This window comes from Bilophila sp. (genome assembly GCF_057864385.1).
This window is the reverse complement of record NZ_DBMAFI010000040.1, coordinates 1-23573: the sequence shown is the minus strand read 5'-3', so window position 1 is coordinate 23573 and position 23573 is coordinate 1. Positions and strand designations below refer to the sequence as shown.

The 23573-nt window shown below is 57.9% G+C and carries 19 protein-coding genes; 11 read left to right on the top strand and 8 right to left on the bottom strand.

Going from position 1 to position 23573, the window contains the following annotated elements; genetic code table 11:
• Positions 1–4: 4 nt before the first annotated feature.
• Positions 5–670, top strand: a complete 666-nt coding sequence (locus tag ACZM8Y_RS12375) for a Maf family protein (protein WP_479860080.1) — start codon at positions 5–7, stop codon at positions 668–670.
• An 819-nt stretch (positions 671–1489) separates the two neighbouring features.
• Here the strand turns inward: ACZM8Y_RS12375 and ACZM8Y_RS12370 are convergent.
• Positions 1490–2485 carry a type II secretion system protein gene (locus tag ACZM8Y_RS12370; RefSeq protein ID WP_482331636.1) on the bottom strand — a complete coding sequence of 332 codons (996 nt, stop codon included), beginning with the start codon at positions 2483–2485 and terminating at the stop codon, positions 1490–1492.
• Positions 2486–2568: 83 nt separating this feature from the next.
• A complete protein-coding gene (locus tag ACZM8Y_RS12365) occupies positions 2569–3732 on the bottom strand; it encodes a tRNA dihydrouridine synthase (RefSeq protein ID WP_482331634.1) in 1164 nt (387 codons plus the stop codon).
• A 14-nt stretch (positions 3733–3746) separates the two neighbouring features.
• Here ACZM8Y_RS12365 and def point away from each other — a divergent pair, with 14 nt between their 5' ends.
• The 3 genes from def to ACZM8Y_RS12350 all read left to right on the top strand — a co-directional run bounded on the left by def (position 3747) and on the right by ACZM8Y_RS12350 (position 6239).
• A complete protein-coding gene (gene def / locus ACZM8Y_RS12360; RefSeq protein ID WP_302553233.1) occupies positions 3747–4265 on the top strand; it encodes a peptide deformylase in 519 nt (172 codons plus the stop codon).
• Positions 4266–5270, top strand: coding sequence for a methionyl-tRNA formyltransferase (gene fmt, locus ACZM8Y_RS12355; RefSeq protein WP_479859823.1), 1005 nt, complete (start codon positions 4266–4268; stop codon positions 5268–5270). It begins immediately after the preceding gene.
• 171 nt (positions 5271–5441) lie between these two features.
• Positions 5442–6239: a DUF116 domain-containing protein gene (locus tag ACZM8Y_RS12350; protein ID WP_479860027.1), complete on the top strand. Its 798-nt coding sequence runs from the start codon at positions 5442–5444 to the stop codon at positions 6237–6239.
• 1665 nt (positions 6240–7904) lie between these two features.
• Here the strand turns inward: ACZM8Y_RS12350 and gap are convergent.
• The 3 genes from gap to surE form a co-directional block, all read right to left on the bottom strand.
• On the bottom strand, positions 7905–8888 hold the full coding sequence (gap, locus tag ACZM8Y_RS12345) for a type I glyceraldehyde-3-phosphate dehydrogenase (RefSeq protein ID WP_302553236.1): 984 nt from the start codon (positions 8886–8888) through the stop codon (positions 7905–7907).
• A 157-nt stretch (positions 8889–9045) separates the two neighbouring features.
• Positions 9046–9969: a class II fructose-1,6-bisphosphate aldolase gene (gene fba / locus ACZM8Y_RS12340; RefSeq protein WP_479858812.1), complete on the bottom strand. Its 924-nt coding sequence runs from the start codon at positions 9967–9969 to the stop codon at positions 9046–9048.
• A gap of 115 nt (positions 9970–10084) precedes the next feature.
• Positions 10085–10858, bottom strand: a complete 774-nt coding sequence (surE, locus tag ACZM8Y_RS12335) for a 5'/3'-nucleotidase SurE (protein WP_479858811.1) — start codon at positions 10856–10858, stop codon at positions 10085–10087.
• A gap of 189 nt (positions 10859–11047) precedes the next feature.
• Between surE and ACZM8Y_RS12330 the strand changes: the two genes are divergently transcribed.
• From ACZM8Y_RS12330 to rnhA, 3 genes are all read left to right on the top strand, one after another.
• A complete protein-coding gene (locus ACZM8Y_RS12330; protein ID WP_479858810.1) occupies positions 11048–12112 on the top strand; it encodes a 3'-5' exoribonuclease YhaM family protein in 1065 nt (354 codons plus the stop codon).
• The gene (tmk, locus tag ACZM8Y_RS12325; protein WP_479858809.1) at positions 12097–12723 is read left to right on the top strand and encodes a dTMP kinase; all 627 of its coding nucleotides are present in this window, start codon (positions 12097–12099) and stop codon (positions 12721–12723) included. The genes ACZM8Y_RS12330 and tmk overlap by 16 nt, the downstream gene beginning before the upstream one ends.
• A 164-nt stretch (positions 12724–12887) precedes the next feature.
• The gene (rnhA, locus tag ACZM8Y_RS12320) at positions 12888–13355 is read left to right on the top strand and encodes a ribonuclease HI (RefSeq protein WP_308771802.1); all 468 of its coding nucleotides are present in this window, start codon (positions 12888–12890) and stop codon (positions 13353–13355) included.
• Between the two features lie 431 nt (positions 13356–13786).
• Here rnhA and ACZM8Y_RS12315 read toward each other — a convergent pair whose 3' ends face one another.
• Entirely contained in the window at positions 13787–14119 is a 333-nt protein-coding gene (locus ACZM8Y_RS12315; RefSeq protein ID WP_482331602.1) for a hypothetical protein, read from the bottom strand.
• On the opposite strand from ACZM8Y_RS12315, the gene ACZM8Y_RS12310 reads away from it, so the two are divergent.
• Positions 14109–15821 carry a 30S ribosomal protein S1 gene (locus ACZM8Y_RS12310; protein ID WP_302553243.1) on the top strand — a complete coding sequence of 571 codons (1713 nt, stop codon included), beginning with the start codon at positions 14109–14111 and terminating at the stop codon, positions 15819–15821. The two genes, ACZM8Y_RS12315 and ACZM8Y_RS12310, sit on opposite strands and share 11 nt — an antisense overlap.
• A gap of 313 nt (positions 15822–16134) precedes the next feature.
• Here the strand turns inward: ACZM8Y_RS12310 and ACZM8Y_RS12305 are convergent, their stop codons facing one another.
• Positions 16135–17739, bottom strand: coding sequence for an NAD(P)H-hydrate dehydratase (locus ACZM8Y_RS12305; protein WP_482331594.1), 1605 nt, complete (start codon positions 17737–17739; stop codon positions 16135–16137).
• A gap of 331 nt (positions 17740–18070) precedes the next feature.
• On the opposite strand from ACZM8Y_RS12305, the gene ACZM8Y_RS12300 reads away from it, so the two are divergent.
• The 3 genes from ACZM8Y_RS12300 (at position 18071) to ACZM8Y_RS12290 (ending at position 21714) form a co-directional block, all read left to right on the top strand.
• Positions 18071–19456 carry an FAD-binding oxidoreductase gene (locus ACZM8Y_RS12300; protein ID WP_302553245.1) on the top strand — a complete coding sequence of 462 codons (1386 nt, stop codon included), beginning with the start codon at positions 18071–18073 and terminating at the stop codon, positions 19454–19456.
• A 3-nt stretch (positions 19457–19459) separates the two neighbouring features.
• Positions 19460–20758, top strand: coding sequence for a (Fe-S)-binding protein (locus ACZM8Y_RS12295; protein ID WP_479858806.1), 1299 nt, complete (start codon positions 19460–19462; stop codon positions 20756–20758).
• Positions 20759–21357: 599 nt separating this feature from the next.
• The gene (locus tag ACZM8Y_RS12290; protein ID WP_479858805.1) at positions 21358–21714 is read left to right on the top strand and encodes a hypothetical protein; all 357 of its coding nucleotides are present in this window, start codon (positions 21358–21360) and stop codon (positions 21712–21714) included.
• A gap of 462 nt (positions 21715–22176) precedes the next feature.
• Here the strand turns inward: ACZM8Y_RS12290 and ACZM8Y_RS12285 are convergent, their stop codons facing one another.
• Positions 22177–22674, bottom strand: a complete 498-nt coding sequence (locus ACZM8Y_RS12285; RefSeq protein WP_482331582.1) for a GNAT family N-acetyltransferase — start codon at positions 22672–22674, stop codon at positions 22177–22179.
• Between the last annotated feature and the right edge of the window lie 899 nt (positions 22675–23573).

The window sequence follows — 23573 nt, the reverse complement described above, 5'->3', positions numbered from 1 at the left end:
AACCGTGCAGAAAACCATGCCTTCCGGCGCATTCCGCGCTCTTCGCCCCATTATCCTCGCCTCATCCTCTCCCCGCAGGCGCGAGCTGCTCGGCAGCCTCGGCATCGACTTTGCCATCAAGGTTGTGGACGGCTCCGAACCCGCCCCCACGCTGGAAGACGATCCCGCCGCCTATGTCATGCGGGCCGCGCAAGCCAAGGCCGAAGCCGTAGCCCGCGCCGCCGCGCCCGAAACGCCCGATGCGGTGATCCTCGGCTCCGACACCATCGTCGTGCTGCATGAGGAGCACGGCCCGATCATCCTTGGCAAGCCCGCCAACCGTGACGAAGCCCTCGCCATGCTGCTGCACCTCTCAGGCCGGACGCATACCGTATATACGGGGTGCTGCATCATCGGGCCGTCGGCTCACGGGGAAAACCGGGTGGAACTGTTTTACGACGCCGCCGACGTGACGTTTGCGGAATGGCCCGAAGACGTGCTCCGCGCCTACGCAGCCACCGGAGAATGCGACGACAAGGCCGGTTCCTACGCCATACAGGGCCTCGGCTCCTTTCTTGTATCGGAAATCAAAGGCCAGTGGTCGACGATTGTGGGCCTCCCCGTGCTTGCCGTGGCGCAACGGCTTATGGCTGGGGGAAGCATTGGGGTGAAAAAAACAGCTTCGCAATAATATTAGGCCGTGCCGTCAATCAAATACAATCTATTGAAGCTATTTAACTATTTTTAAAGGCTGTATCCTAGAAAATGGTTGATGCTTTTTTCCTTGAAGTTTCAAAGGGATAACCAGAAAAATGCCTTAGCCATAGGTTTCGCCAAGGGGAAAACTGGAGAAAAAGGCTGTATTTTCACCACACTGAGGGATGAAACAACCGCATACTATGACAGAGCCTTTTTAAATCACAAATATTATTTGGCTGTATTATAGAAAACGGTTGATGCTTTTTTCTTTGAAGCTCCAAAGGGATAACCGACAAGATGCCTTATCCGCAGCTCCCGCCAAGGGGAAAACCGGAGAAAAAGCCTGTATTTTCACCACACTGTGGGATGAAACAACCGCATACTATGACAGAGCCTTTTTAAATCACAAATATTATTTGGTTGTGTTATAGAAAATGGTTGATGCTTTTTTCTTTGAAGCTCCAAAGGGATAACCGACAAAATGCCTTATCCGTAGCTCCCGCCAAGGGGAAAAACGGAGAAAAAAGCTGTATTTTCACCACACTGTGGGATGAACCAACCGCATACTATGACAGAGCCTTTTTAAATCACAAATATTATTTGGCTGTGTTATAGAAAACGGTTGATGCTTTTTTCTTTAAAACTCCAAAGGGATAACCGACAAGATGCCTTATCCGTAGCTCCCGCCAAGGGGAAAACCGGAGAAAAAGGCTGTATTTTCACCGCACTGTGGAGATGAAACAGCCACAAACCATAACAGAGCCTATTATTTTAAATATTTTCAAATAATTAGATGCAAAAACGACACAACCTAAAAAGTGAAATCTGAATGATGTATTGTTATTTCACCTAACGCATGGCTTCCATCAAAGGCAGATCCCAATCCATTGATATTAAGGCCCATCCCTTGGGCCACTTTTTTTGCGGCATCAAGGACATCCTGATTCCTATTGGCGTTTTTTGCATCGACAATTCTTATATTTTTGTGGGATGAGTCCGTAAAATACACCGTATTGATAGCCACCTCATCAGACCCGGCGTATTTTGTAAACTGGATATCCATTTTTTCGTTTGTCAACGTATTGGTAAAACAAACCTTCATCATCGCACGATTGTCATCGCCGAACTGATCCCCTCCGCCCTTTCCGAGGCCCGCCATAATGCCATTTCCAAGATCAAACGCCCTATTCAGGTAGTTGTCTTGAAACTCTCGGCTATCTCTGCCATGCTCAGGCTCCTTGCCGCCTCCCGTATGGTTATTGTTCCCATACATGAGCAGATACTCTGCCACTTCGCGGAGCGTCGTATTCAAAAACGCTGCGGCCGCTGATTCTTCATCAGCGCATGACGGCAAATACAGCTTCCCCCCGGTATCCATCGCCGCATCGTTGACGTTACGCTTGGCATACACGGCCACCCCGGCGGCCGTAAGGGGCCCGCCGCCGGCCTCACCGTCAACGCCGAGGAAAAACGCACCGAACCTGTTGTCATTATGGTCACTCAGCTTACGGATTTCGTTGACTTCCTCCACAGCCTCATCACATGGTTTGCCCTGCAAAATCTGCTGCCCGAAAGAAAGCTGGATGCGGGACTGCGCTTCGGCCACGGCGGAAAGGGCGGCTTTTTTCTCGGCGTCATCCTGCACGGAAAAATATTTGGGGACGGCAACAGCCGCGAGGATGCCAAGGATGACCAGCACGGATATGATTTCGATCAGGGTAAACCCCAAACGGCAAGAAAACCCGCAACTGATACGTCCGGAAACGTATGATACGGTAAGACCCAGACGGCAAGGAGACGGCTTCATGGATTCCCCGGCATGGCGGTAGGGTGACAATGGGGCGGGACTGCTTATCTGTACACATAACAGATCGGCAAAGCTCTGCAAGATCACCCGGAAGAATCTTTTCCGGCTTCAAATGAGCGCAGCGCGTTTTCAAAATCCTCCCAGCTCCGGCAGGCGATGATATCCGCCCTGAGCTGTTTCGAGCCTTCGATGTGCCGGACGTAACGCGGCACGATGGTGCGCATCTTGAGCAGCGCCACCTTTTCCGTGCTGAGTTCCTTGGCGAGCCGCGCATGTTCCCGGATGCGGGCGAGCAGCGTCGCCACATCGGCAACCTCCGGTTCGCGCCCGGCGAGCAGATCGAGATGTGCCTTGAAAATCGCCGGATCCCGCAGGGCCCCGCGCGCGTACATGACGGTGTCCACGCCCGTTTCAGCGAGGCAGCGTACCCCGTCCTCCGCCGTGAACAGGTCGCCGCTGGCGATGACGGGCAAGGAAACAAGCGATTTCAGTTCGCTGAGGCATTCCCAGCGCGCCGTCCCGGTGAACCCCTGCTTCGCCGTGCGGGGGTGCAGCGTCAGCCAGCCCGCGCCCAGCGCCTCCAGCGCCGGGGCCAGCACACGCCACGTTTCGGCGGCGGGGGAACGCCCCGGCTCATCCCAGCCGAGACGCAGCTTGAAGCCCACGCGCCCGCGCCCGGCGGCCCGGATCAGGGCTTCGGCAACGGACAGCGCATTGTCGATGTCCTTGCACATCGCCGCGCCCGCCCCCGTGCGCGCCACCTTGGGGACGGAACAGCCCATGTTGCAGTCGAACCAGACGAACCCCTTGTCCCTGAGCTGCCCGGCCGCCTCCTCCATGAAAGGCGCTTCGCTGCCGAAGAGCTGGACGACGACGGGCCCGTCCTCCGGGCAGGTGGCGAACAATTCCGCCGTACCGGGGCTCTTGTAGATAAGCCCCTTGGCGCTGATCATCTCAGTGCAGCAGACCGCCGCGCCGAACCGACGGCACAACAGGCGGAAAGGCAAGTCCGACCATCCGGCCAGCGGCGCGAGCCACGGCTTGTCGGGAGCGAAAGGCAAAAAAACGTCGTTCGGCAAGGTGGTCACCATCGGCCGCCCGTCCGCCGCGCGGAGGTTCTCCGTCCCGGCGGCCCGGCGAGGCTTGCGTACAATCTGTACATTATTGTTCGGACAGGGTATTGATAGGGCCTCAACATAAAGGCCCAGCCGCTTCTTAACCCGTTTTAACAACGAATGCCAACCCATATACGAGATCATACATGGCTTTGAAAATAATCACTTATCCCAATCCGCTTCTTGGCAAGCCCAGCCTCCCCATTACTGAAGTCACCGACGAGATCCGTAAGCTCGCCGAAGATATGACCGAAGCGATGTACAAATCGGACGGCATCGGCATTGCCGCGCCGCAGGTGGGCCGGCTCGTCCGCCTCGTCGTCATCGACGTCACCGGCCCCGAAAAGCGCGAAGGGAAAATGGTGCTGGTCAATCCCGTATGGACGCCCCTCCCGGACGCCGGATACGTGGAAAGCGAGGAAGGCTGCCTCTCCGTGCCCGACTACCGCTCCAAAGTCCGCCGTACCGCCCGTGTCCACGTTGAAGCCACCGATCTGGACGGCAACCCCATCAGCTTCGACGCGGACGATCTCCTTGCCGTCTGCGTCCAGCATGAAATCGATCATCTGGACGGCAAGCTGTTTATCGACCGGATCAGCCGCCTCAAGCGGATGATGTTTGAAAGCAAGCTCAAGAAAGGCACCCGTCAGAGTCAGGTGAAATAGATGGCCGCCCCGGAACAGAAAATGCGCGTCGTATTCATGGGGACGCCGGATTTCGCCGCCACGGTGCTCCGCCATGTGGCGGCATGGCCCGGCTGCGAGGTCGTCGCCGCCTATTGCCAGCCCGACCGCCCCGCCGGGCGCGGGCACAAGCTCCAGCCGCCCGCCGTCAAGGTGCTGGCGCAGGAACTCGGCATCCCGGTCTTCCAGCCGCTCAACTTCAAGGACGAAGCCGACCGCGCCGCGCTCGCCGGGCTCCGCCCCGACGCGCTGGTCGTCGCCGCCTACGGCCTCATCCTGCCCCAGTCCGTGCTGGACATCCCGACCATCGGGCCTTTCAACGTCCACGGCTCGCTCCTGCCCCAGTACCGGGGCGCGGCCCCCATCCAGCGGGCGATCATGGACGGCAACCATCTCACGGGCATCACCATCATGCGCATGGAGCGCGGGCTTGATACGGGCCCCATGCTGCTCCAGCGCGCGCTCGGCATCGGCATCGACGACACCGCCGCCACCATGCACGACGAGCTGGCCGATCTCGGCGGGCGTCTCATGGTGGAAGTGCTCCGGCAGTACGCCGACGGCGATCCCTCCACGCCCATCCCGCAGGAAGAGGCGCTCGCGACCTACGCCGCCAAGCTGACCAAGGCCGACGGGCACATTGACTGGGATGAAAAAGCCGCCGTCATCCATGCCCGCATCCGGGGCGTGACCCCGTGGCCCGGCGCGCAGACGGTATTTTTGCTGCCGGGGCGCGATCCCCTGCCCGCGCTGCTTCAGCCGGGCCGGGTGGGTGAGGCGTTCACCGGCGGGCAACCCGATCCGGGAACCCTCATAGCCTTGCGGGACGGCAAGCTGCTCATCGCCTGCCGTGACGCCCCGTATGAGGTTTCCATGCTCAAGCCCGCCGGAAGCAAGCCCATGTCCGCGGAAGCCTTCTGGAACGGCTACTGCCGCTCGGCGGGCAGGGACGGCTGCGGCCGCGCCGTTTCTCCGGGAGAGGCATGATTCATATGGGGGAGGGAAACCCTTCTGGAGAAGGGTTCTCCCTCCCCCATACCCCCACCCTTCCCAAGACTTTTGACTGGCGGGGCGGCAGCGCGGCGGGAGTCCCGTTGTGCGGAAAAGCGTCTTCCTTGATGTTCCTCAATCCTTTCACCTCATTCGGGCGAACCCAAGGTGAACATCTCCAAATCGGCATTTTCCCTGTCCAAGGATGAATACGAAGGCACCGGCAAACGGCTGTTCATCGGCCTGGTGATCGGCACGGCCATCCTGCTCTGCGTGCTGCTTCTGCTCATCTGGCTTGTCCCGACCATCGGGTTCGCGGCCATCCACCCGTGGCTCCCGTTCATCGCGGGCATCGCCTTCGGCGGGGCCATCCTCGGAATCCTTTGGCTTTCCGTGGGGCTGGTGCTCCACGCCTATACCGGAAAGCCCATACTCGGCACGTCACGCCTGCGCGGAATCACCATACGCCTGCTCCTGCCGATCATGGAGCTCATGGGCCGGATGATGCGCATCCCCGTAGCCGCCGTGCGCCGCTCCTTCATCAAGGTCAACAACGAGCTGGTCCTCAGCAGCGGCATCCAGTGCGAGCCGCGCCAGCTTCTCGTGCTCCTGCCCCACTGCATCCAGTCGAGCCGCTGCACCCACCGCCTTACCTACCACATCGACAACTGCGTCCGCTGCGGGGCCTGCCCGCTCAAAGACGTGCTCAGCCTGCGGGACACCTACGGCGTGCAGGTCGCCATCGCCACCGGGGGAACCATCGCCCGCCGTATCGTCGTGCAGGCCCGCCCCAAGCTCATCGTAGCCGTGGCCTGCGAACGCGATCTGTCCTCCGGCATTCAGGATACGCACCCCTTGCCCGTCTTCGGCGTCATCAACGAGCGGCCCAACGGCCCCTGCCTCGACACCTTCGTCAGCATCCCACGGCTCGAATCCGCCATCCGGCATTTCATCGGCATGAAATAGCGCGGGGCACGCCTCCGGCGGCTGGGATGCTCTTTTTATCTTGGCTGTATCATAGAAAATGATTGGCACTTTTTCCTTGAAATTTCAAAGGAATAACCAATAAATGCCTTAGATATGGATTCCGCCAAGGGGGAAACCGGATATAAAGGCTGTATTTTCACCGTGTTGTGGAGATAAAACTAGCCTCTCCGCGCCGACCGGGGCAGTCAGGCGGTTTTCATCGCGCTGCGGGGATGAAACAACCGCATACTACAGTAGAGCCCTTACCTTCAAAGAACTGGTTCAAATATCTGGAAGTCTTTTTCAGCTCTATTGACTTTTATTATCATCTGTAAAATATTCAAAGCCTCCTCAACCCCAAATCTTCGTGCGTGAGGCCCACATGCTGAAAGCAATCTCCACTCCGGCGTCCCTATTGCTTCTTTCGTGCAGTATTCTCATTTTTACAGCGACGTACGCCTTCATCAACAGGTATCAGTTCCTTGCCACCGAAACCCAGCTCATCAAATACGACACATTTACAAATACCATGACGAGTTACCGAGGCACTACCGCGGAAGAAGTCAACCTCGGTACCGGGGAGTATCGCAGCTATACCATCATCAAAGCCGCACGCTGATTTTCTCAACGGAAAAGGCTGTTCTGACATCCGGTTGATGTGTCCTCAAGGTTCCCCAAAGATAGCCAAGAATGGAGTCTATCAGCAAGAAAATTGAAGAAAAAGCCTTTCTTTTCATCATACTACGGAAATAAAACAACCATATACGCTGACAGAGCCAACGAAAAAGCTCCATCTTCACCATGTCGTGGAGATGGAGCAGCCATATTCTGTGACAGGGCTACGGAAAAAAGCCGGGGCACCGCCTCCGGCTTTTTGTAAGCGGTTCCGGGAGACGTACGCCTCAGCTACGCCATAGGAAATGGCTGATGCTTTCTTGAAGTTTCAAGGGAATAACTAATAAGGCTCTGTTATAGTATGTGGTTGTTTCATCTCCACAGTGCGGTGAAAAATAGAGCTTTTTTCAGTTTTCCCCTTGGCGGGATCCACGGCTAAGGCTTTTTTCCGGTTATCCTTTGGAGTTTCAAGGAAAAAAGCATCAACCATTTTCTATAACACAGCCACCAATAAAATGTCTCAGCCATAGAATCCGCCAACAGAAAGAATTGGAGAAAAAGGCTGTACTTTCATCATACTGTAACGATGAATCAACACCCTAATGACACGGCCAAAACGAAAAGCCTGTGCCATAGGAAGCGGCTGATGCTTTATTTCTTGAAACTCCAAAGGAATACTTAATAAAATACCCCAATCATGAAGTCCATCAGCAAGAAAATTGAAGGAAAAACCTCTCTTTTCATTATACTACGGAAATAAAACAACCATATACGCTGACAGAACCAACGAAAAAAGCTCTATCTTCACCATGTCGTGGAGATGGAGCAGCCATATTCTGTGAGAGGGCTGCGAAAAAAGCCGGGGGCGGTGCCTCCGGCTTTTTTGTAAGCGGTTCCGGGAGACGTACGCCTCCGAAACGAAAATATGCGCTCCCCATGCCCGCCGTTAACCCATACGAAAGTCTTTGAAGGGAAAGGGGTGGGGCTTGGGGAGGGGAAGGGGAAACTTTCTGAAGAAAGTTTCCCCTTCCCCTCCCCAATTTTCAAAATCTACATCTTCCCGCCGACCAGATCGATCAGGCGAAGGAGCTGGTTGGTGAACCCGGCTTCGTTGTCGTACCAGATGAGCACCTTGAGCATGTTGCCGCTCATGACGGAGGTGGAAAGCAGGTCAACGACGCCGCCGTGGGTGTCGCCGTTGTAGTCGATGGACACCAGCGGCTCGGCGGAAACGCCGAAATGGTCGTTCGCGGCGGCGGTCAGGGCGGCATTGACCTCATCGACGGTCACGTCGCGCTTCATGACGCAGTTCAGATCCACGATGGACACGTTGGGCGTGGGGACGCGGATGGCGATGCCGTCCAGCTTGCCCTTGAGCTCAGGCAGCACGAGGGCCACGGCCTTGGCCGCGCCGGTGGTGGTCGGGATCATCGACATGGCGGCGGCGCGGGCGCGGCGGATGTCTTTCTGGGAGCCGTCGAGGATGCGCTGGCTCATGGTGTAGGAATGGATTGTGGTCATCAGGCCGTGCTCGATGCCGAAAGTGTCGTTCAGCGCCTTGGCGACCGGGGCGAGGCAGTTCGTGGTACAGGAAGCGGAGGAAACCACGTCATGCTTGGCGGGATCATAAAGGCCGTCGTTCACGCCCATCACGATGGTGATGTCAGCGTCGGACACGGGCGCGCTCATGATGACCTTCTTCGCCCCACAAGCGATATGCTCGGCAAGCCCGGCGCGCTTCTTGATGGTCCCGGTGGATTCCACAACCAGATCCACGCCGTAGTCCTTCCACTGCCATTCGTTGGGCTTGCAGCGGGTCACGGCGATATGCGTGCCGTTGATGATGATGCCGTTTTCGTCATGGCCCACCGTGCCCTTGAAGGTGCGGTGGACGGAGTCGTATTTGAAGAGATGGGCCAAGGAAGCGTTGTCCGCACGGGCGTTGATCACCACAGGGAGCTCGTTGCGCTCAGCCATGAGGCGGACAAGATAACGACCGATGCGGCCGAAGCCGTTGATTCCGATGCGAGCCATTGGGGTACTCCTTCGATACGCGAAAAGGTTTGCGGCACAATCCTGATGCGCCCGACGACCGGGCCGGCGCGTCCGCATAGGGGAAGGTGGAACGCCGTATGAAACAAAGGGGAGGCAACCGCGTTACAAGCCAGTGTACCTCCCCCGTGTGACAATTTTATGCCTTGCCGGAACAACCCAGCACGTGCTTGATCTTGTGCTGGACCATGTCCTTCACGGCCTGCCGCGCGGGTTTCAGGTAGCCGCGCGGATCGAATTCCTCAGGATGTTCGACGAGCTGCTTGCGGATGGAGGCCGTCATGGCCAGCCGGATATCCGTATCAATATTGATTTTGCAGATCGCCATGCCGGCGGCCTTGCGGAGCAGTTCCTCCGGCACGCCCGCAGCCCCGGCGACCTTCCCGCCGTAGGCATTGCACATTTCCACAAATTCCTGCGGCACGCTGGACGCGCCGTGCAGGACGAGCGGATAGCCGGGCATCAGATTACCGATCTTTTCGAGGCGCTCGAAGTCGAGCTTGGCTTCGCCCTTGAATTTGTACGCGCCGTGGCTGGTGCCGATGGCGATGGCGAGCGAGTCGCAGCCGGAACGCTCCACAAATTCCACGGCCTGATCGGGATCGGTATAGATGCTGTGCTCGGAAGAGACGTCTTCCTCGACCCCGGCAAGGCGGCCCAGCTCGGCTTCCACCCATACGCCGTGGTCGTGGGCGTATTCCACGACCCGCTTGGTCACGGCGATGTTCTCTTCAAAGGAATGGTGCGAACCGTCGATCATCACGGAGGTGAAGCCGCCGTCCACGCAGGACTTGCAGATGTCGAAATCCGCGCCGTGATCCAAATGGAGCACAACCGGGAGATCAGCTTCCAGCAGACCGGCCTCAATGAGCTTCACAATATAATGCTGTCCCGCATACTTGCGGGCCCCGGCGGAAACCTGGAGGATGAGCGGGGCCTTTTCCTCGGCTCCCGCCTCCATGATTCCCTGAATGATTTCCATGTTGTTGACGTTGAAGGCGCCGATGGCATACCCTTCTTTGTAGGCCCGTTCAAACATGGCTCTGGGAGAGGTAAGCGGCATAGTTGCTCCTCGCCTCAGCCTTGCGGCTGCGATTGGGATGGTGAAATAAGGCGGCCCCCGCACCGGAAGACCGCAGCGGCGACCCCGCCGCACGTATTGATAATCCTATTGTAGCCTATTTTACGGAGGATTGGAACCAGAGGCCGAACCGCTCCTGCAAGCGACCGAGCAGTTCCCGATCCGTCCGATCCACCTGAAGCGGCGTGACCGTCACCCAGTTGCCTTCCATCAGGGCGATGTCCGTATCGTCGCCCCCGCTGTCCCGCTTGAGGAAGTCGGCGATCCACCAATAGGGGCGTCCGGCGGGGTCTTCACGGCGTTCGTAGTTCTCGGCCCAGCGGCTCTCGGCCATACGCGCGGCCCGGATGCCCTTGATTTCGGCGACGCGGCAGCGCGGATAGTTGACGTTCAGGACTTTCCCGGCACAGCAGCGCCAGTCCACGGCATCCACCAGCGAGGCGGCGTGCCGGGCCAGCGCCTGCGGCGGCTCAAGTTCGGGGCGCGGGCGCGAGAAGGCCACGGCGGGCAGCCCGCACAGGGCGGCTTCGGTCGCCGCGCCCACGGTTCCGCTGTAAAAGACGTCCACGCCCTTGTTCGCGCCGTTGTTGATGCCCACGACCACCAGATCCGGCGGCTGCGGCAGGAGCGTGGTCAGGGCGAACTTCACGCAGTCCACGGGCGTCCCCGCAACCGCCGTGCCGCTGAAGCCGGGTTCTTGCACCGGGTACAGGCGCAAGGGGTTGTGCAGGGTGACGGAACAGCCCACGCCCGACTGTTCCGTGAGCGGGGCGACCACGTCAAGCTCGTGCCCGGCTTCGCACAGCGCGTCGTGCAGCGCGCGGAGGCACGGCGAATGGATGCCGTCATCGTTGGAAAGCAGGATACGCACGCAACCTCCCGAAACAGCAAAAACAGTTTCCCCACAGGAAACGGACGGAACGCCGGGGCCCGGACGGGCCGCAGGCTTTCTGTTGACAACATAGACGAAAACGGGTGAACTCCCGCCAAACATTCCAACTGTGCGGCGGCGCTTTCCGCACGGAAAGCCGATCGCACGGTTTTTTATTGTAGGTTGAATATGCAGAAAATACAATCCGCGCCCGACCGCCGGTGGGCCAAAGACGTGGCCCCCGGCGACGAAATCAAAGCGCTGTACCTCATCGCCTCGGCGTCGCAGCTCCAAGCCAAGAACGGCCCGTTCTGGCGGCTTGAGCTGAAAGACGCCTCCGGGGATCTTGAGGCCCGGATATGGAGCCCCCTCAGCCAACAGTTCGCGGAGATCCCTTCCGGCGTCATCGCCGAAGTGGAAGGCCGCGCCGAAAGCTTCCGCGACAAGCTGCAGGTGAATGTCAACGCGCTGCGCGTGCTCTCCCCGGAAGAAACGGCCTCGGTGGACACGTCCGTCTTCATGGCCTCCAGCAGCCGCCCGCCGCAGGAGATGCTCGACGAGCTCGAAGCCCTCTGCCGCAAGGAGTTCACGTACAAGCCGTGGCGCAAGTTCATCCTGTCCGTCCTTGAGGACGAGGCCATCCGTATCCCGCTGCTCACCGCCCCCGCCGCCAAGAGCGTTCATCACGCTTGGGTCGGGGGGCTCCTTGAGCATACGCTTTCGGTGGCGACGCTGTGCCTGCGTTTCTGCGACCATTACCCGGATCTGGATCGCCAGACGCTGCTCGCCGGGGCCATTTGCCACGATCTCGGCAAGATATGGGAATTCTCCGGCGGCCTCGCCAACGACTACACCGACGCCGGGCGGCTGGTCGGGCACATCAACCTGTGCCTTGGGAAGCTTGACCGCCATCTCGCCAAGTCCGGGCTCGACGAGGAGCTTATCCTTCATTTCCAGCACCTTATCCTGAGCCACCACGGGCTGTACGAGTACGGCTCGCCGCGCCTGCCGCAAACGGCCGAAGCCTTCGCCCTGCACTACGCGGACAACATCGACGCCAAGATCACCCAAAGCCGAAGCCTGTTCGGGGCACTCGAAGACGGCGGAAGCGGCTGGTCGCCCTACCAGAAGTCGCTGGATCGCCAGTTGTTCCTGGCCCCCAAGACCCCGGCGGCCGAACCCCGTAAGCCCCACGCCCCGAAACGCGCGGCGGAACCCGAAGCCCCAAGGTTGAACCAGTGTTCATTACTCTAGAAGGCATTGAAGGCGCGGGCAAAACCACGCTCATTGAGAACCTTGCCGACGTGTTCCGCACCCTGAACCATGAAGTGCTGGTGACGCGCGAGCCCGGCGGGTGCACGCTGGGCCGGGAGCTGCGCCGGATGCTCCTGAACCCGGAAACGGCCATCTGCCCTGAGGCGGAACTGTTCCTGTTCCTCGCGGACCGGGCGCAGCACGTCGCCGAGGTCATCCGCCCGGCGCTGCAGCGCGGCGAGGTGGTGCTTTGCGACCGCTATGCGGACTCCACCGTGGTCTATCAGGGCTACGGGCGCGGCCTCGACATCGAAAGGCTGCGCGCGCTCAACGACATGGCCATAGGCGGCCTCTGGCCCGACAGAACCTTCGTGCTCGACATGGATCCCGCCGACGCGCTGAAACGCGCCCGCCGCCGCAACGCGGAGCTGGGGCTTTCCCAAAAAGAAGGGCGTTTTGAAGCCGAACAGATGTCCTTCCACACCCGCATCCGTGAAGGCTTCAAGCTCTGGGCCGCTCACAACACCAAGCGCATCATCGTCCTCGATGCCGCCGACTCCCCGGAGGGGCTCATGCATCAGGCTCTGGCGAATATCGATATGTTTGAATAAAATGTGGGGATGGGGAGGAAAGGGGGAGCCTTCTGAAAGAGGGCACGCCGTTTCCTTCCCCATTCCCTCCTTTTCCTCCCAAGACCTTTGCACGGGGCGACGGGTTCGGGCCGGTTTTCTCTTTTCCGGCCAGCGTCTCCGGTTTTGCGCCTAAAAGAAAAATTATGCGGAATGTAACGATATTTACGGACGGCTCATGCCTCGGCAATCCAGGACGGGGCGGCTGGGGCTGCATCCTGCGCTGCGATGGGCATGAAAAGGAGCTCTCCGGCGGCTACGCGCACACCACGAACAACCGTATGGAAATCATGGCGGCCATCGCTGGGCTCGAAGTGCTGAAAGAGCCGTGCGCGGTCACGCTGTACACGGATTCGCAGTATCTGCGCCACGCCGTGGAAAAGAAATGGCTCGCGGGCTGGCGGAAAAACGGCTGGAAGACAGCCGCCAAGAAGCCGGTCAAAAACCGCGACCTCTGGGAACGCCTGCAAGTCCAGCTTGACCGCCACAGCGTCACGCTGGAATGGGTGCGCGGGCACAACGGACACGCCGAGAACGAACGCTGCGACGAGCTTGCCCGCAGCCAGTCCGCCCGCCACGGCTTGCCGGAAGACACGGGGTACGAGCCGGAATAATACGCTTGCCCCTGCCGGGGAGCGTGGCTGTTTCGTCCCCCAGTGCAGTGGAACGAGAGTTTTCCAGCTTTTCGCCGACGGACTTCACAGCCGAAGCCGTTATTGGCTATCCTTTCGGAATAGTAAGGCAAAATAGCCATTTCCTGCTGCGGCATAGCCGGATGTTTTGACGCTGAAAGGGGCATGGCCCCAAGAAGTTCCCACGGCCCTGCCGCTGCGGGGTGCATAGCCGGATCTGAAAGCCTCTTCGGGAGGGCACCCCCGGCTTTGTCGCTGCGGCGGCGCTTCCGGTTTCAGGGCGATGTTTCCTGTGCCTGTTTCAGCCCTCCGCCGCTCCGAACGCCCCGCCGCAATGCTTCCCGCCGATTGGACGCCGCAACAATGCTGAGGGGAGACGTTTTCAAAAGGCCCTGTTATGGTTTGCGGTTGTTTCATCTCCACAGTGCGGTGAAAATACAGCCTTTTTCTCCGGTTTTCCTCTTGGCGGAATACAGGGCTAAGGCATTTTGCCGGTTATCCCTGTGGAACTTCAAGGAAAAAAGCATCAACCATTTTCTAGGACACGGCCTTTCAAAAATCCCCTCAGATTTTTTCTTCTCCGGCCCCTTTATCATAAGTGGACAGAAAACGCGGCGATCACGCAAAAAGGCCTTTTCTTCACGCGACGGCAACCCTTGCCAGACAAAACGATTCCTGCTATGGATGACGACCTGCAAAATATGCAGGAAATTGATGTGGCCTGGAGGCTGTTTAATGGAAACCATGGAAAACCACGGTATGGACGCGGAATTTAATTTTGAAAGCGCGCTGGAAGACTACCTCAGCACCGATTTCGGTGATCTTGAGGAAGGAACCATCGTCAAAGGCGAAATTGTCCGCGTGGATGACGACAATGTGCTTGTTGACGTGAATTTCAAATCGGAAGGCCAGATCCCCACTGCCGAATTCCGGGATGCCGAAGGCAATCTCGTTGTGAAGGTGGGCGACCGTGTGGACGTCTTCGTCGCTCGCAAGAACGAACAGGAAGGCACCATCACCCTGTCCTTTGAAAAAGCAAAGCGGATGCAGCTCTTCGATCAGCTCGAAGACGTGCAGGAAAAGAACGGCGTCATCAAGGGCCGTATCATGCGCCGCATCAAGGGCGGTTACACTGTGGATCTGGGCGGCGTGGAAGCGTTCCTCCCCGGTTCCCATGTGGATCTGCGCCCCGTGCCGGACATGGACGCTCTGGTGAACCAGGAATACGAATTCCGCGTGCTGAAGATCAACCGCCGTCGCAGCAACGTCATCGTGTCCCGCCGTGTGCTGCTTGAAGAAGAACGCGACTCCAAGCGTCAGGATCTCCTCCAGACCCTCGCCGAAGGTCAGGTCGTTACCGGCAAGGCCAAGAACATCACCGAATACGGCGTGTTCGTGGATCTCGGCGGCCTCGACGGTCTCCTTCACATCACCGACATGTCTTGGAAGCGTATCCGCCATCCCCGCGAAATGGTTACGCTTGGCCAGGATCTCGAACTCAAGGTGCTCTCCTTCGACAAGGAAAACCAGAAGGTTTCCCTCGGCCTCAAGCAGCTCGTGCCCGATCCGTGGCAGGACATCACCGCCCGCTTCCCCGAAGGTTCCCGCCACAACGGCAAGGTGACCAACCTCGTTGATTACGGTGCGTTCGTCGAGCTGGAACCCGGCGTCGAAGGCCTCGTCCATATCTCCGAAATGTCTTGGACCCGCAAGCTCCGCCATCCTTCCCAGATGGTCCGCCAGGGCGACGAAGTTGAAGTCGTCATCCTCGGCGTCGATCCTGAGAAGAAGCGCATCTCCCTCGGCATGAAGCAGATTAAGCCGAACCCGTGGGAACTCGTGGGCGAAAAGTACCCCGAAGGCACCATCCTTGAAGGCGTCATCAAGAACATCACCGAATTCGGCATGTTCATCGGCATCGAAGACGGCATCGACGGCCTCATCCATGTGTCCGACATCAGCTGGACCAAGAAGATCCGTCATCCCAACGAGCTCTTCAAGGTCGGCGACACCGTGCAGGCCAAGGTGCTCACCGTGGATCAGGAAAGCGAAAAGTTCACCCTCGGCATCAAGCAGTTGACCGAAGATCCGTGGACCAACGTCCCCACCGCCTACCCCGTGGGCGGCATCGTGAAGGGCATCATCACGAACATCACCGATTTCGGCCTGTTCGTTGAAGTGGAAGAAGGCATCGAAGGCCTCGTCCACGTGTCCGAACTGAGCAACAAGAAGGTGAAGACCCCCGCCGAACTGTACAAGGAAGGCGAGGAAATCCAGGCCAAGATCATTCACGTCAGCGCTGAAGATCGCCGCCTCGGCCTCTCCATCAAGCAGCTCAAGGACGACGAAGAACGCAAGAAGCCCCGCGAATACAGCCGTTCCGGCCCCGAAGCCGGCCAGAGCCTCGGCGATCTCCTCAAGCAGAAGTTTGAAGAGTCCGAAAACTAAGCCGCCCGCGGCTTAGCCGACAGCACAGAAAGGAAGCCCGGCGCCTCATGGTGCCGGGCTTCTTGATGTTTTTTCAGGAACAGGAAAACGAAATCGGAGGGGCGAGGGAAATTTTCTCCAGAAAGTTTCCCTCGCCCCTCCAAGCCTCCCCACTCCCTTCAAAGACTTTCCCCCTTCGTCGAACCCCTCTTGACCGCTTTCCCTGTGGCTTGGAAGTTCACCATTTCCGCGCGGCGGTCTTTATCTTGTCAACATATTCCAAAAGCCTTCCCCACCGAAATACGCTGCCGAAGGGGATTCGATCCCCCTCACGTCAAGATCGTGCCCGAGGCAGCATCTCCGCGATATCCGTCGCCGAGTTGCCGCGCTTGGGGAAGGCCCCACGCAGCAGCCTGCCCGCCCGCGCATGGAGATAGACGCCCATGCACGCGGCGAGGAAGCTGGAGCTTTCGCAGCCCTCGGAAGGGTGCGCGGCGCTCTGCGCCATCAGCGTGCCGAGGCAGCCGGAGAGCACATCCCCTGAACCGCCCACAGCCAGATTGGGCTCCGCGTAGGGGGCGATGGTCACGGGCTGGCCCGCCGTGCCGATGAGCGTCCCCGCGCCCTTGAGAATCCACACGGAAGGGGCTAGACGCCGCAGCCCCGCCAGCGCCGCGAAACGATCCGCCTGCACCAGCGCGGGCGTCGTATGCAGCAGGGTTGCCGCCTCGCCGGGATGCGGGGTCAGCACGTCACAGGCCCGCAGGGAAGACAGCGCGTCAGGATGCATGGCGAGCGCGTGCAGCGCGTCCGCGTCCACCACGGCGGACGGGCGCGAGGGGCACGCCAGCAGGGAGTGCACGAATGCCGCCGTTTCCGGGCCGCGCCCGATGCCCGGCCCCAGCACCATCGCCCCGCACTGGCGCAGGAACGGCAGAAGTTCCTCAAGCAATGCCGGGTTCCACCGCACGCTCCCCGCAGGGCCGAGGGCACGGGTCATGATGTCCGGGCAGTCCGCCTTGATGTCCCGGCACAAGCCGTGCGGGGCGGCGACGCTGATCAGCCCGCCCCCGGCGCGCAGGGCGGCCCGTGCCGCCAAATGCGGCGCGCCCGTAAGCCCTTCCGAACCGCCTACAATCAAAATGGCCCCGGCGGTTCCCTTGTGCCACCCCGGAGCGGCTTCCGGGAAGGCTCCGGCAAGGGCGTCCGTAATCATCTGATAGGAAGCGGGATGCGCCCTCCGCACCGCCGCAGGGATGCCGATGGGCCGGATGTGCAGCCTGCCCGTGTACGGCGCGGCTTCCGGCAGGACAAGGCCGGGCTTCGCCGCCTCAAAGGTCACCGTAGCGTGCGCGCGCACGGCGACGGGGCAGGGGCGCCCGGTCAGCCCCGAAAGCCCGGACGGAATATCCAGCGAAAAAAGGAAAGCCCGCTGCGCCAGCGCGTTGATCCGGCCCACCAGCCCCAGTTCCAGCGGCCTGAGGCTGCCGGAAAAGCCCGTGCCGAGTATCCCGTCCACGACGATGTCCGGGCCGCCCCGCCCGCAGCCGGAAGCGTCGGCATACACATCCCACGGCGTATTGCGGTACTTTTCGGGCCAGCCCGCAGCCGGGGCAAAGGGCACCCCGCAGCGCCGGGCCAGCCGCACATGCTGGCCCGTCACGCCCCGGCAGGCCCCCAAAGGCCGGGTATGCAGCACAAGCACCTCCGCGCCCCCGTCGTGCAGATGCCGGGCAAGGCAAGCGGCATCCCCGCCGTTGTTGCCGCCGCCCATGAACAGCAGGACACGCTTGCCGCGCACGGGCCCGGTCTCGGCCGCCAGCGCATGCATGGCCTCGCGGGAGGCGTTCTCCATCAGCAACAGTTCGGGCAGGCCCAAATCAATGGCGGCCCGATCCCAGCCGGACATTTCCGCCGGAGCGGGAAGCGGTGCGAACATACGAAAAACCTCCCGGAGGCCCGGTTGCCGTAAAGGGGCACGCGGGCCGTTTTCTTCTGTCTTACGGGCCGGAAAGCGTGGGGTCAAGCGGCCTTAACGAGGCACGGCAACAGGATAAAAGGTGCGCGTGAAAGCCTTCACTATTTGACCTTCCCCCAGACATACAGTAATGGTGAATATCACGCCGGATTCCATTCTCAACATCCGGCGGAGCCTTATGGGGCAGCCGGGAGCTGCTGTCGCCAGAACCCCGTCTTTCCTGTGCGAACTGTATCCGGGCCTCGCGGCCCCCCACATACAGCCCCCCTCACCATCTGATCCGGAGGAAACCATGCCCAGCGCATCCCTCGTCAAGGAATTTGAAAACCTCATCGGCAAAGAGAACGTCTTTACCAGCGAAGCGGACAGGCAAAGCTACGCCTATGACGCCGCCGTGCTGCCTTCGGTCGTTCCCGGCCTTGTCCTGCGCCCCACCTCCACGGAACAGCTCGGCGCCCTCATTGAGCGCTGCTACGCCAACGGCCTGCCCATGACCATCCGCGGCGCGGGAACGAACCTCAGCGGCGGAACCGTGCCCGATGCCGACAAATCCGTGGTCATCCTGACGCAAGGACTGAACAAGATCATCGAAATCAATGAAGAAGACCTCTTCGCCATCGTCGAGCCCGGCGTTGTGACGGCCCAGTTCGCCGCTACCGTGGCTTCCAAGGGCCTCTTCTATCCCCCGGATCCGGGCTCCCAGGCCGTCTCCACCATCGGCGGCAACATTGCGGAAAACGCCGGCGGGCTGCGCGGCCTGAAATACGGCGTCACCAAAGATTACGTCATGGGCCTCGAATTTTATGACCACACCGGCGAGCTGGTGAAAAGCGGCTCCCGCACCGTCAAGTGCGCGACCGGCTACAACCTCGGCGGCCTGCTCGTGGGCTCCGAAGGCACCCTCGGCATGATCAGCCGCGCCATCCTCAAGCTCGTGCCCCCGCCGCAAGCCTCCAAGGCCATGATGGCCGTGTTCGACAACGTGCAGAAGGCTTCCGAAGCCGTGGCCCGCATCATCGCCGCCCACATCCTGCCCTGTACGCTGGAATTCATGGACAACATGACCATCAACCTCGTCGAGGACGACGTGAAGATCGGCCTTCCCCGCGACGCGCAGGCCATCCTCCTCATCGAAGTGGACGGCCATGCCGGTCAGGTCGCCGATGACGCCCTCGTCGTCGAGGAACAGCTCAAGAAGAGCGGCGCCACGCAGATCGTGGTCGCCAAGGACGCCGAGGAAAAGAACCGGATCTGGGAAGCCCGCCGCAAGGCCCTGCCCGCCCTGGCCCGCTTCAAGCCCACGACCATCCTTGAAGACGCCACCGTGCCCCGCTCCAAGATCCCGGCCATGATGAAGGTCATCAAGGACCTCGGCGAAAAGTACAACCTCACCGTCGGCACCTTCGGCCACGCCGGGGACGGCAACCTGCACCCGACCTTTATGTGCGACAAGCGCGACAAGGACGAATTTGAACGCGTGGAACGCGCCGTCGACGAACTTTTCAACACCACCATCGAAATGGGCGGCACCCTTTCCGGCGAACACGGCATCGGCACCGCCAAGCAGAAGTGGCTGGAAAAGGAAACCTCACGCGGCACCATCGGGTACTCGCGCCGCCTGCGCAAGGCCATCGACCCGAAGGGCCTGTTCAACCCCAGCAAGCTGGTTGGAGTTTAAGTCATGGATGAGCTGACCCTCCTCGCCAACGCCCTCATGGCGCTTGACGACAAGCTCGCCGCCTGCATGAAATGCGGCATGTGCCAGTCCGTGTGCCCGGTTTTCGGCGAAACCATGATGGAAGCCGACGTGACCCGCGGAAAGCTCACGCTGCTGGAAAACCTGGCTCACCGCCTCATTGAGGATCCCGAAGCGGTCAACGAAAAGCTCAATCGTTGCCTCCTGTGCGGCTCCTGTCAGGCGAACTGCCCTTCCGGCGTTTCCATTCTGGAAATTTTCATGGAGGCCCGCGCCATTGTCGCGTCCTACAAAGGCCTTTCGCCCCTCAAGAAAGCCATCTTCCGCACCCTGCTGCCGAACCCGAAGCTGTTCGGCTTCCTGCTGAAGCTCAGCGCCCCGTTCCAGGGCCTCGCCATGCACGAGGACAACAACCCGCAGGGTACCGCCATGTGTTCCCCGCTGTTGCGCCCGTTCCTCGGCGAACGCCACATGCAGCCCCTCGCCAAGCAGACCCTGAGCGCCAAGATCGGCGCGGTGAACACCCCCGCCGGGAAAAGCCGCCACAAGGTGGCCTTCTTCCCCGGCTGCATGGGCGACAAGATCTTCACCAATGTTTCCGAAGCCTGCCTCAAGGTGTTCGATTACCACGAAGTCGGCGTCTATCTGCCTACCAACTATTCCTGTTGCGGCATCCCCGCCCTCTCGTCCGGCGACCTTGAAGGTTTTGAAAAGATGGTCATGCACAACGTGGACGTGTTGAAGGAAGGTTCCTTCGATCTCATCGTCACGCCCTGCTCGTCCTGCACGGAAACCATCCGCTCCCTGTGGCCCAAGATGGCGGGCAAGATGCCCTACAAGTACCGCGACGCCATCAATGAGCTCTCCCAGAAGGCGATGGACATCAACGCCTTCCTCGTGGACGTGCTCAAGGTGAAACCCCGCGCGTTCGGGCGCCACGGCCAGACCAAGGTGACCTATCACGAGTCCTGCCACCTGCTCCGCTCCCTCGGCGTCAGCGCGCAGCCCCGTGAGCTCATCCGCATGAACCCGGATTATGCTCTCGTGGAGATGAAGGAAGCCGACCGCTGCTGCGGCTGCGGCGGCAGCTTCACCCTCTCGCACTATGATCTGTCCCGCAAAATCGGCCAGCGCAAGCGCAACAACATCGTCGCCAGCGGTGCGGAAGTGGTCGCCACCGGCTGCCCCGCCTGCATGATGCAGCTTTCCGACATGCTCGCCCAGAACGGCGACAACGTGGTCGTCAAGCACACCATCGAGATCTATGCCGACTCGCTGAAGTAAGAAATGCCTCCGGCGGCAAGGGTGGCTACCGCCCCCCTTGACCCCCTGTCTGGGGGGAATAATTCCCCCCAGACCCCCTTGGGGCCTAAAGAAAAGGTTCCGCATCCGGCTTATGCCGGATGCGGAACCTTTTCTTTAGGCTCTGTCATAGCATTATGTCATAGTATGCGGTTGCTTTGTATCTAAAATATGCTGAAAATACAGGCTATTTTTCTCAGTTTTTTCGCTGATGGGCTTCCATGATTGGGGAGATTTTATTCGTTATTCCTTTGGAATTTCAAGAAATAAAACATCAACCTGTTCCTATGGCGCAGCCTTTCTTTATGCTGGGGAAACGCCAAAGGGCAGTGAAGAAGTGAAGAAAGGCTGTGACTGTAAAGAGTTGATGTTTTCTTTCTTAGCATTCTAAAAGGCTCTGTTATAGTTTGTGGTTGTTTCATCTCCATAGTGCGGTGAAAATACAGCCTTTTTCTCCGGTTTTCCCCTTGGCGGGAGCCACGGCTAAGGTATTTTGCCGGTTATCCCTTTGGAACTTTAAGGAAAAAAGCATCAACCATTTTCTATAACACAGCCTTCTAAAAAAACAAAATGAATCAGTCATGAAGCCCACTAAAGATGAAAAGGCTTTGTTATACCATTTGATTGGATACGATATTGCAGGAATTGCTTTCGTTAAACTTTTGGCGCTGTCATACCATGTGGTTGTTTTATCTCCACAGTATGGTGAAAATACAGCTTCTTTCCAACTTTTCCGTTGCCGGACTCTATGGCCGAGGCATTTTATCGGTTTACCCTTTGGGCCTCAAGAAAGCATCAACGATTTTCTATGGTACAGCCACTTTTTAAAGGCATTTAGTGGCGATCCTAACGACGAAAAAGATTTTCTCAGCGTTTGCCTTGAATTATATGAAACAGCATATCAATCTTTTGCTGTCTCCAAACCAACGAAAAACTGAAAAAGGCCGTACCCACACCATATAAAAGATGAAACAGCCATGCCCCATTACGGCAGGGCATTTTGAAAGGCTGTGTTTAAGTTTGTGGTTGATACAAGATTCCAACTGGAAAGGAAGAGTTCTTTGGAAATGATTTGGAGGTCTCGCAACAATTCTTCAAAACTGGATTTCATGTAATGAACAAAAAATGAGAGAGGCCCACATCGCCAGATGTGGAACGAGCTTTTATCTATTGATTTTCATTGAAAAAATCATCAACCGTAAAATCGAACACAGCCTTTTGAAAAAATGGATTGGATCTGTCATAGAAAATGGTCGATGCTTTTTTCCTTGAAAATCCAAAGGAATAGCCAGAAAAATGCCTCAGCCATAGATTCCGCTAAGGGGAAAACTGGAAAAAAGCTGTATTCTCACTGCACTGTGGAGATGAAGCAACCACATACTATGACAGAGCCAATGGATTTATAAAGAAGGAGAAGAAAACTCCAGAACCATGTCATACCAGACGGCCCCGCCGTGTTTTGAGAGGGAAACGCCCAGATTCTTGAAGCCGAATCGGGCATAATAATGCAGAAGATATTCCTTGCATGTCAGGATGCAGCCGCAGCGCCCGTCTTCGCGGGCATGGTCGATGAACGCCCGCATGAGCTGCCCGGCATACCCGTTGCGCCTGTATTCCGGCAACACGTCCAGCCCGAACACGCTCTGCCATTTCCCGCCTTCCTTATGGAGCTCGGCCTTCTCGAACATGACGTCGGAAATGGTGCGGTCATCCGTCACCATGCCGTTTACAAAGCCGATGAGTCTCCCCTCATCCTCCAACAGAAGGAAGTGACGGGAAAAAACCTTGAGCCGGGCGGCAAACGATTCCCGTGTGCCCGCCTCGCTCGCGGGAAAACAGATTGCCTCGACCCGGCAAAGAGCATCCAAATCATCCTGTGTAGCTGTCCGTATCCGCATGAACTCCACCTGTTATCAATATATTCCTAACGCCCTGTCATAAAATGTGGCTTTTATCTCCACAGTATGGTGAAACTATAAACCCTTTCTCTCATTTTTCCGTTGATGGGCTCTATGGTTGGGGGATTTTAGAGCCGTTCATCTTTTCGATAATTTTCTAGGCCATGTCGTTAATTAGATATAATCAATTGAAATTGTTTAGCTATTTTTAAAATCACAAAAAAATTATTTTCGATGATTTTAAATAGTTATATATAAAATAGCGACATAACCTAAGGCTGTGTCATAGAAAATAGTTGATGCTTTATTTCTCGATATTTTAAAGGAATAACCAATAAAATATCCCGAATCATGAAGTCCATCAGCAGAAAAAAATGAACAAGAAGCCTCTATTTTCAGCATACTGCGGAAATAAAACAACCATATATCATGACAGAGCCTTTTAAAAAATTCACTTTGAATTTCAGATAGTCGAAATTCGACTTCTATTGAAAACGTGAATACCTCGAATTTTATTGGTTATTCCCTTGGAGTTTCGAGAAATAAAGCATCAACTATTTTCTATGGTACAGCCATTCCTAAAACCCAATCCGGCTTTCAGAAAACCGCCTTTCCATCCCGGCGCCCTTTCCCAAAGGGTGCCACCCCTAGGTTGTGTCGTCATTTGAATATAACCATTTTAAATTATTGAAATATTATTTTTACAACCTAAAAATAATAAACAATTTCTATATATTATATAATTGACAACACAACCTAAATTTTTTGGCTCTGTCATAGTATGCGGTTGTTTCATCACACAGTGTGGTGAAAATACAGCCTTTTTCTCCAGTTTTCCCCTTGGCGAAACCTATGGCTAAGGCATTTTGCTGGTTATTCCTTTGAAACTTCAAGGAAAA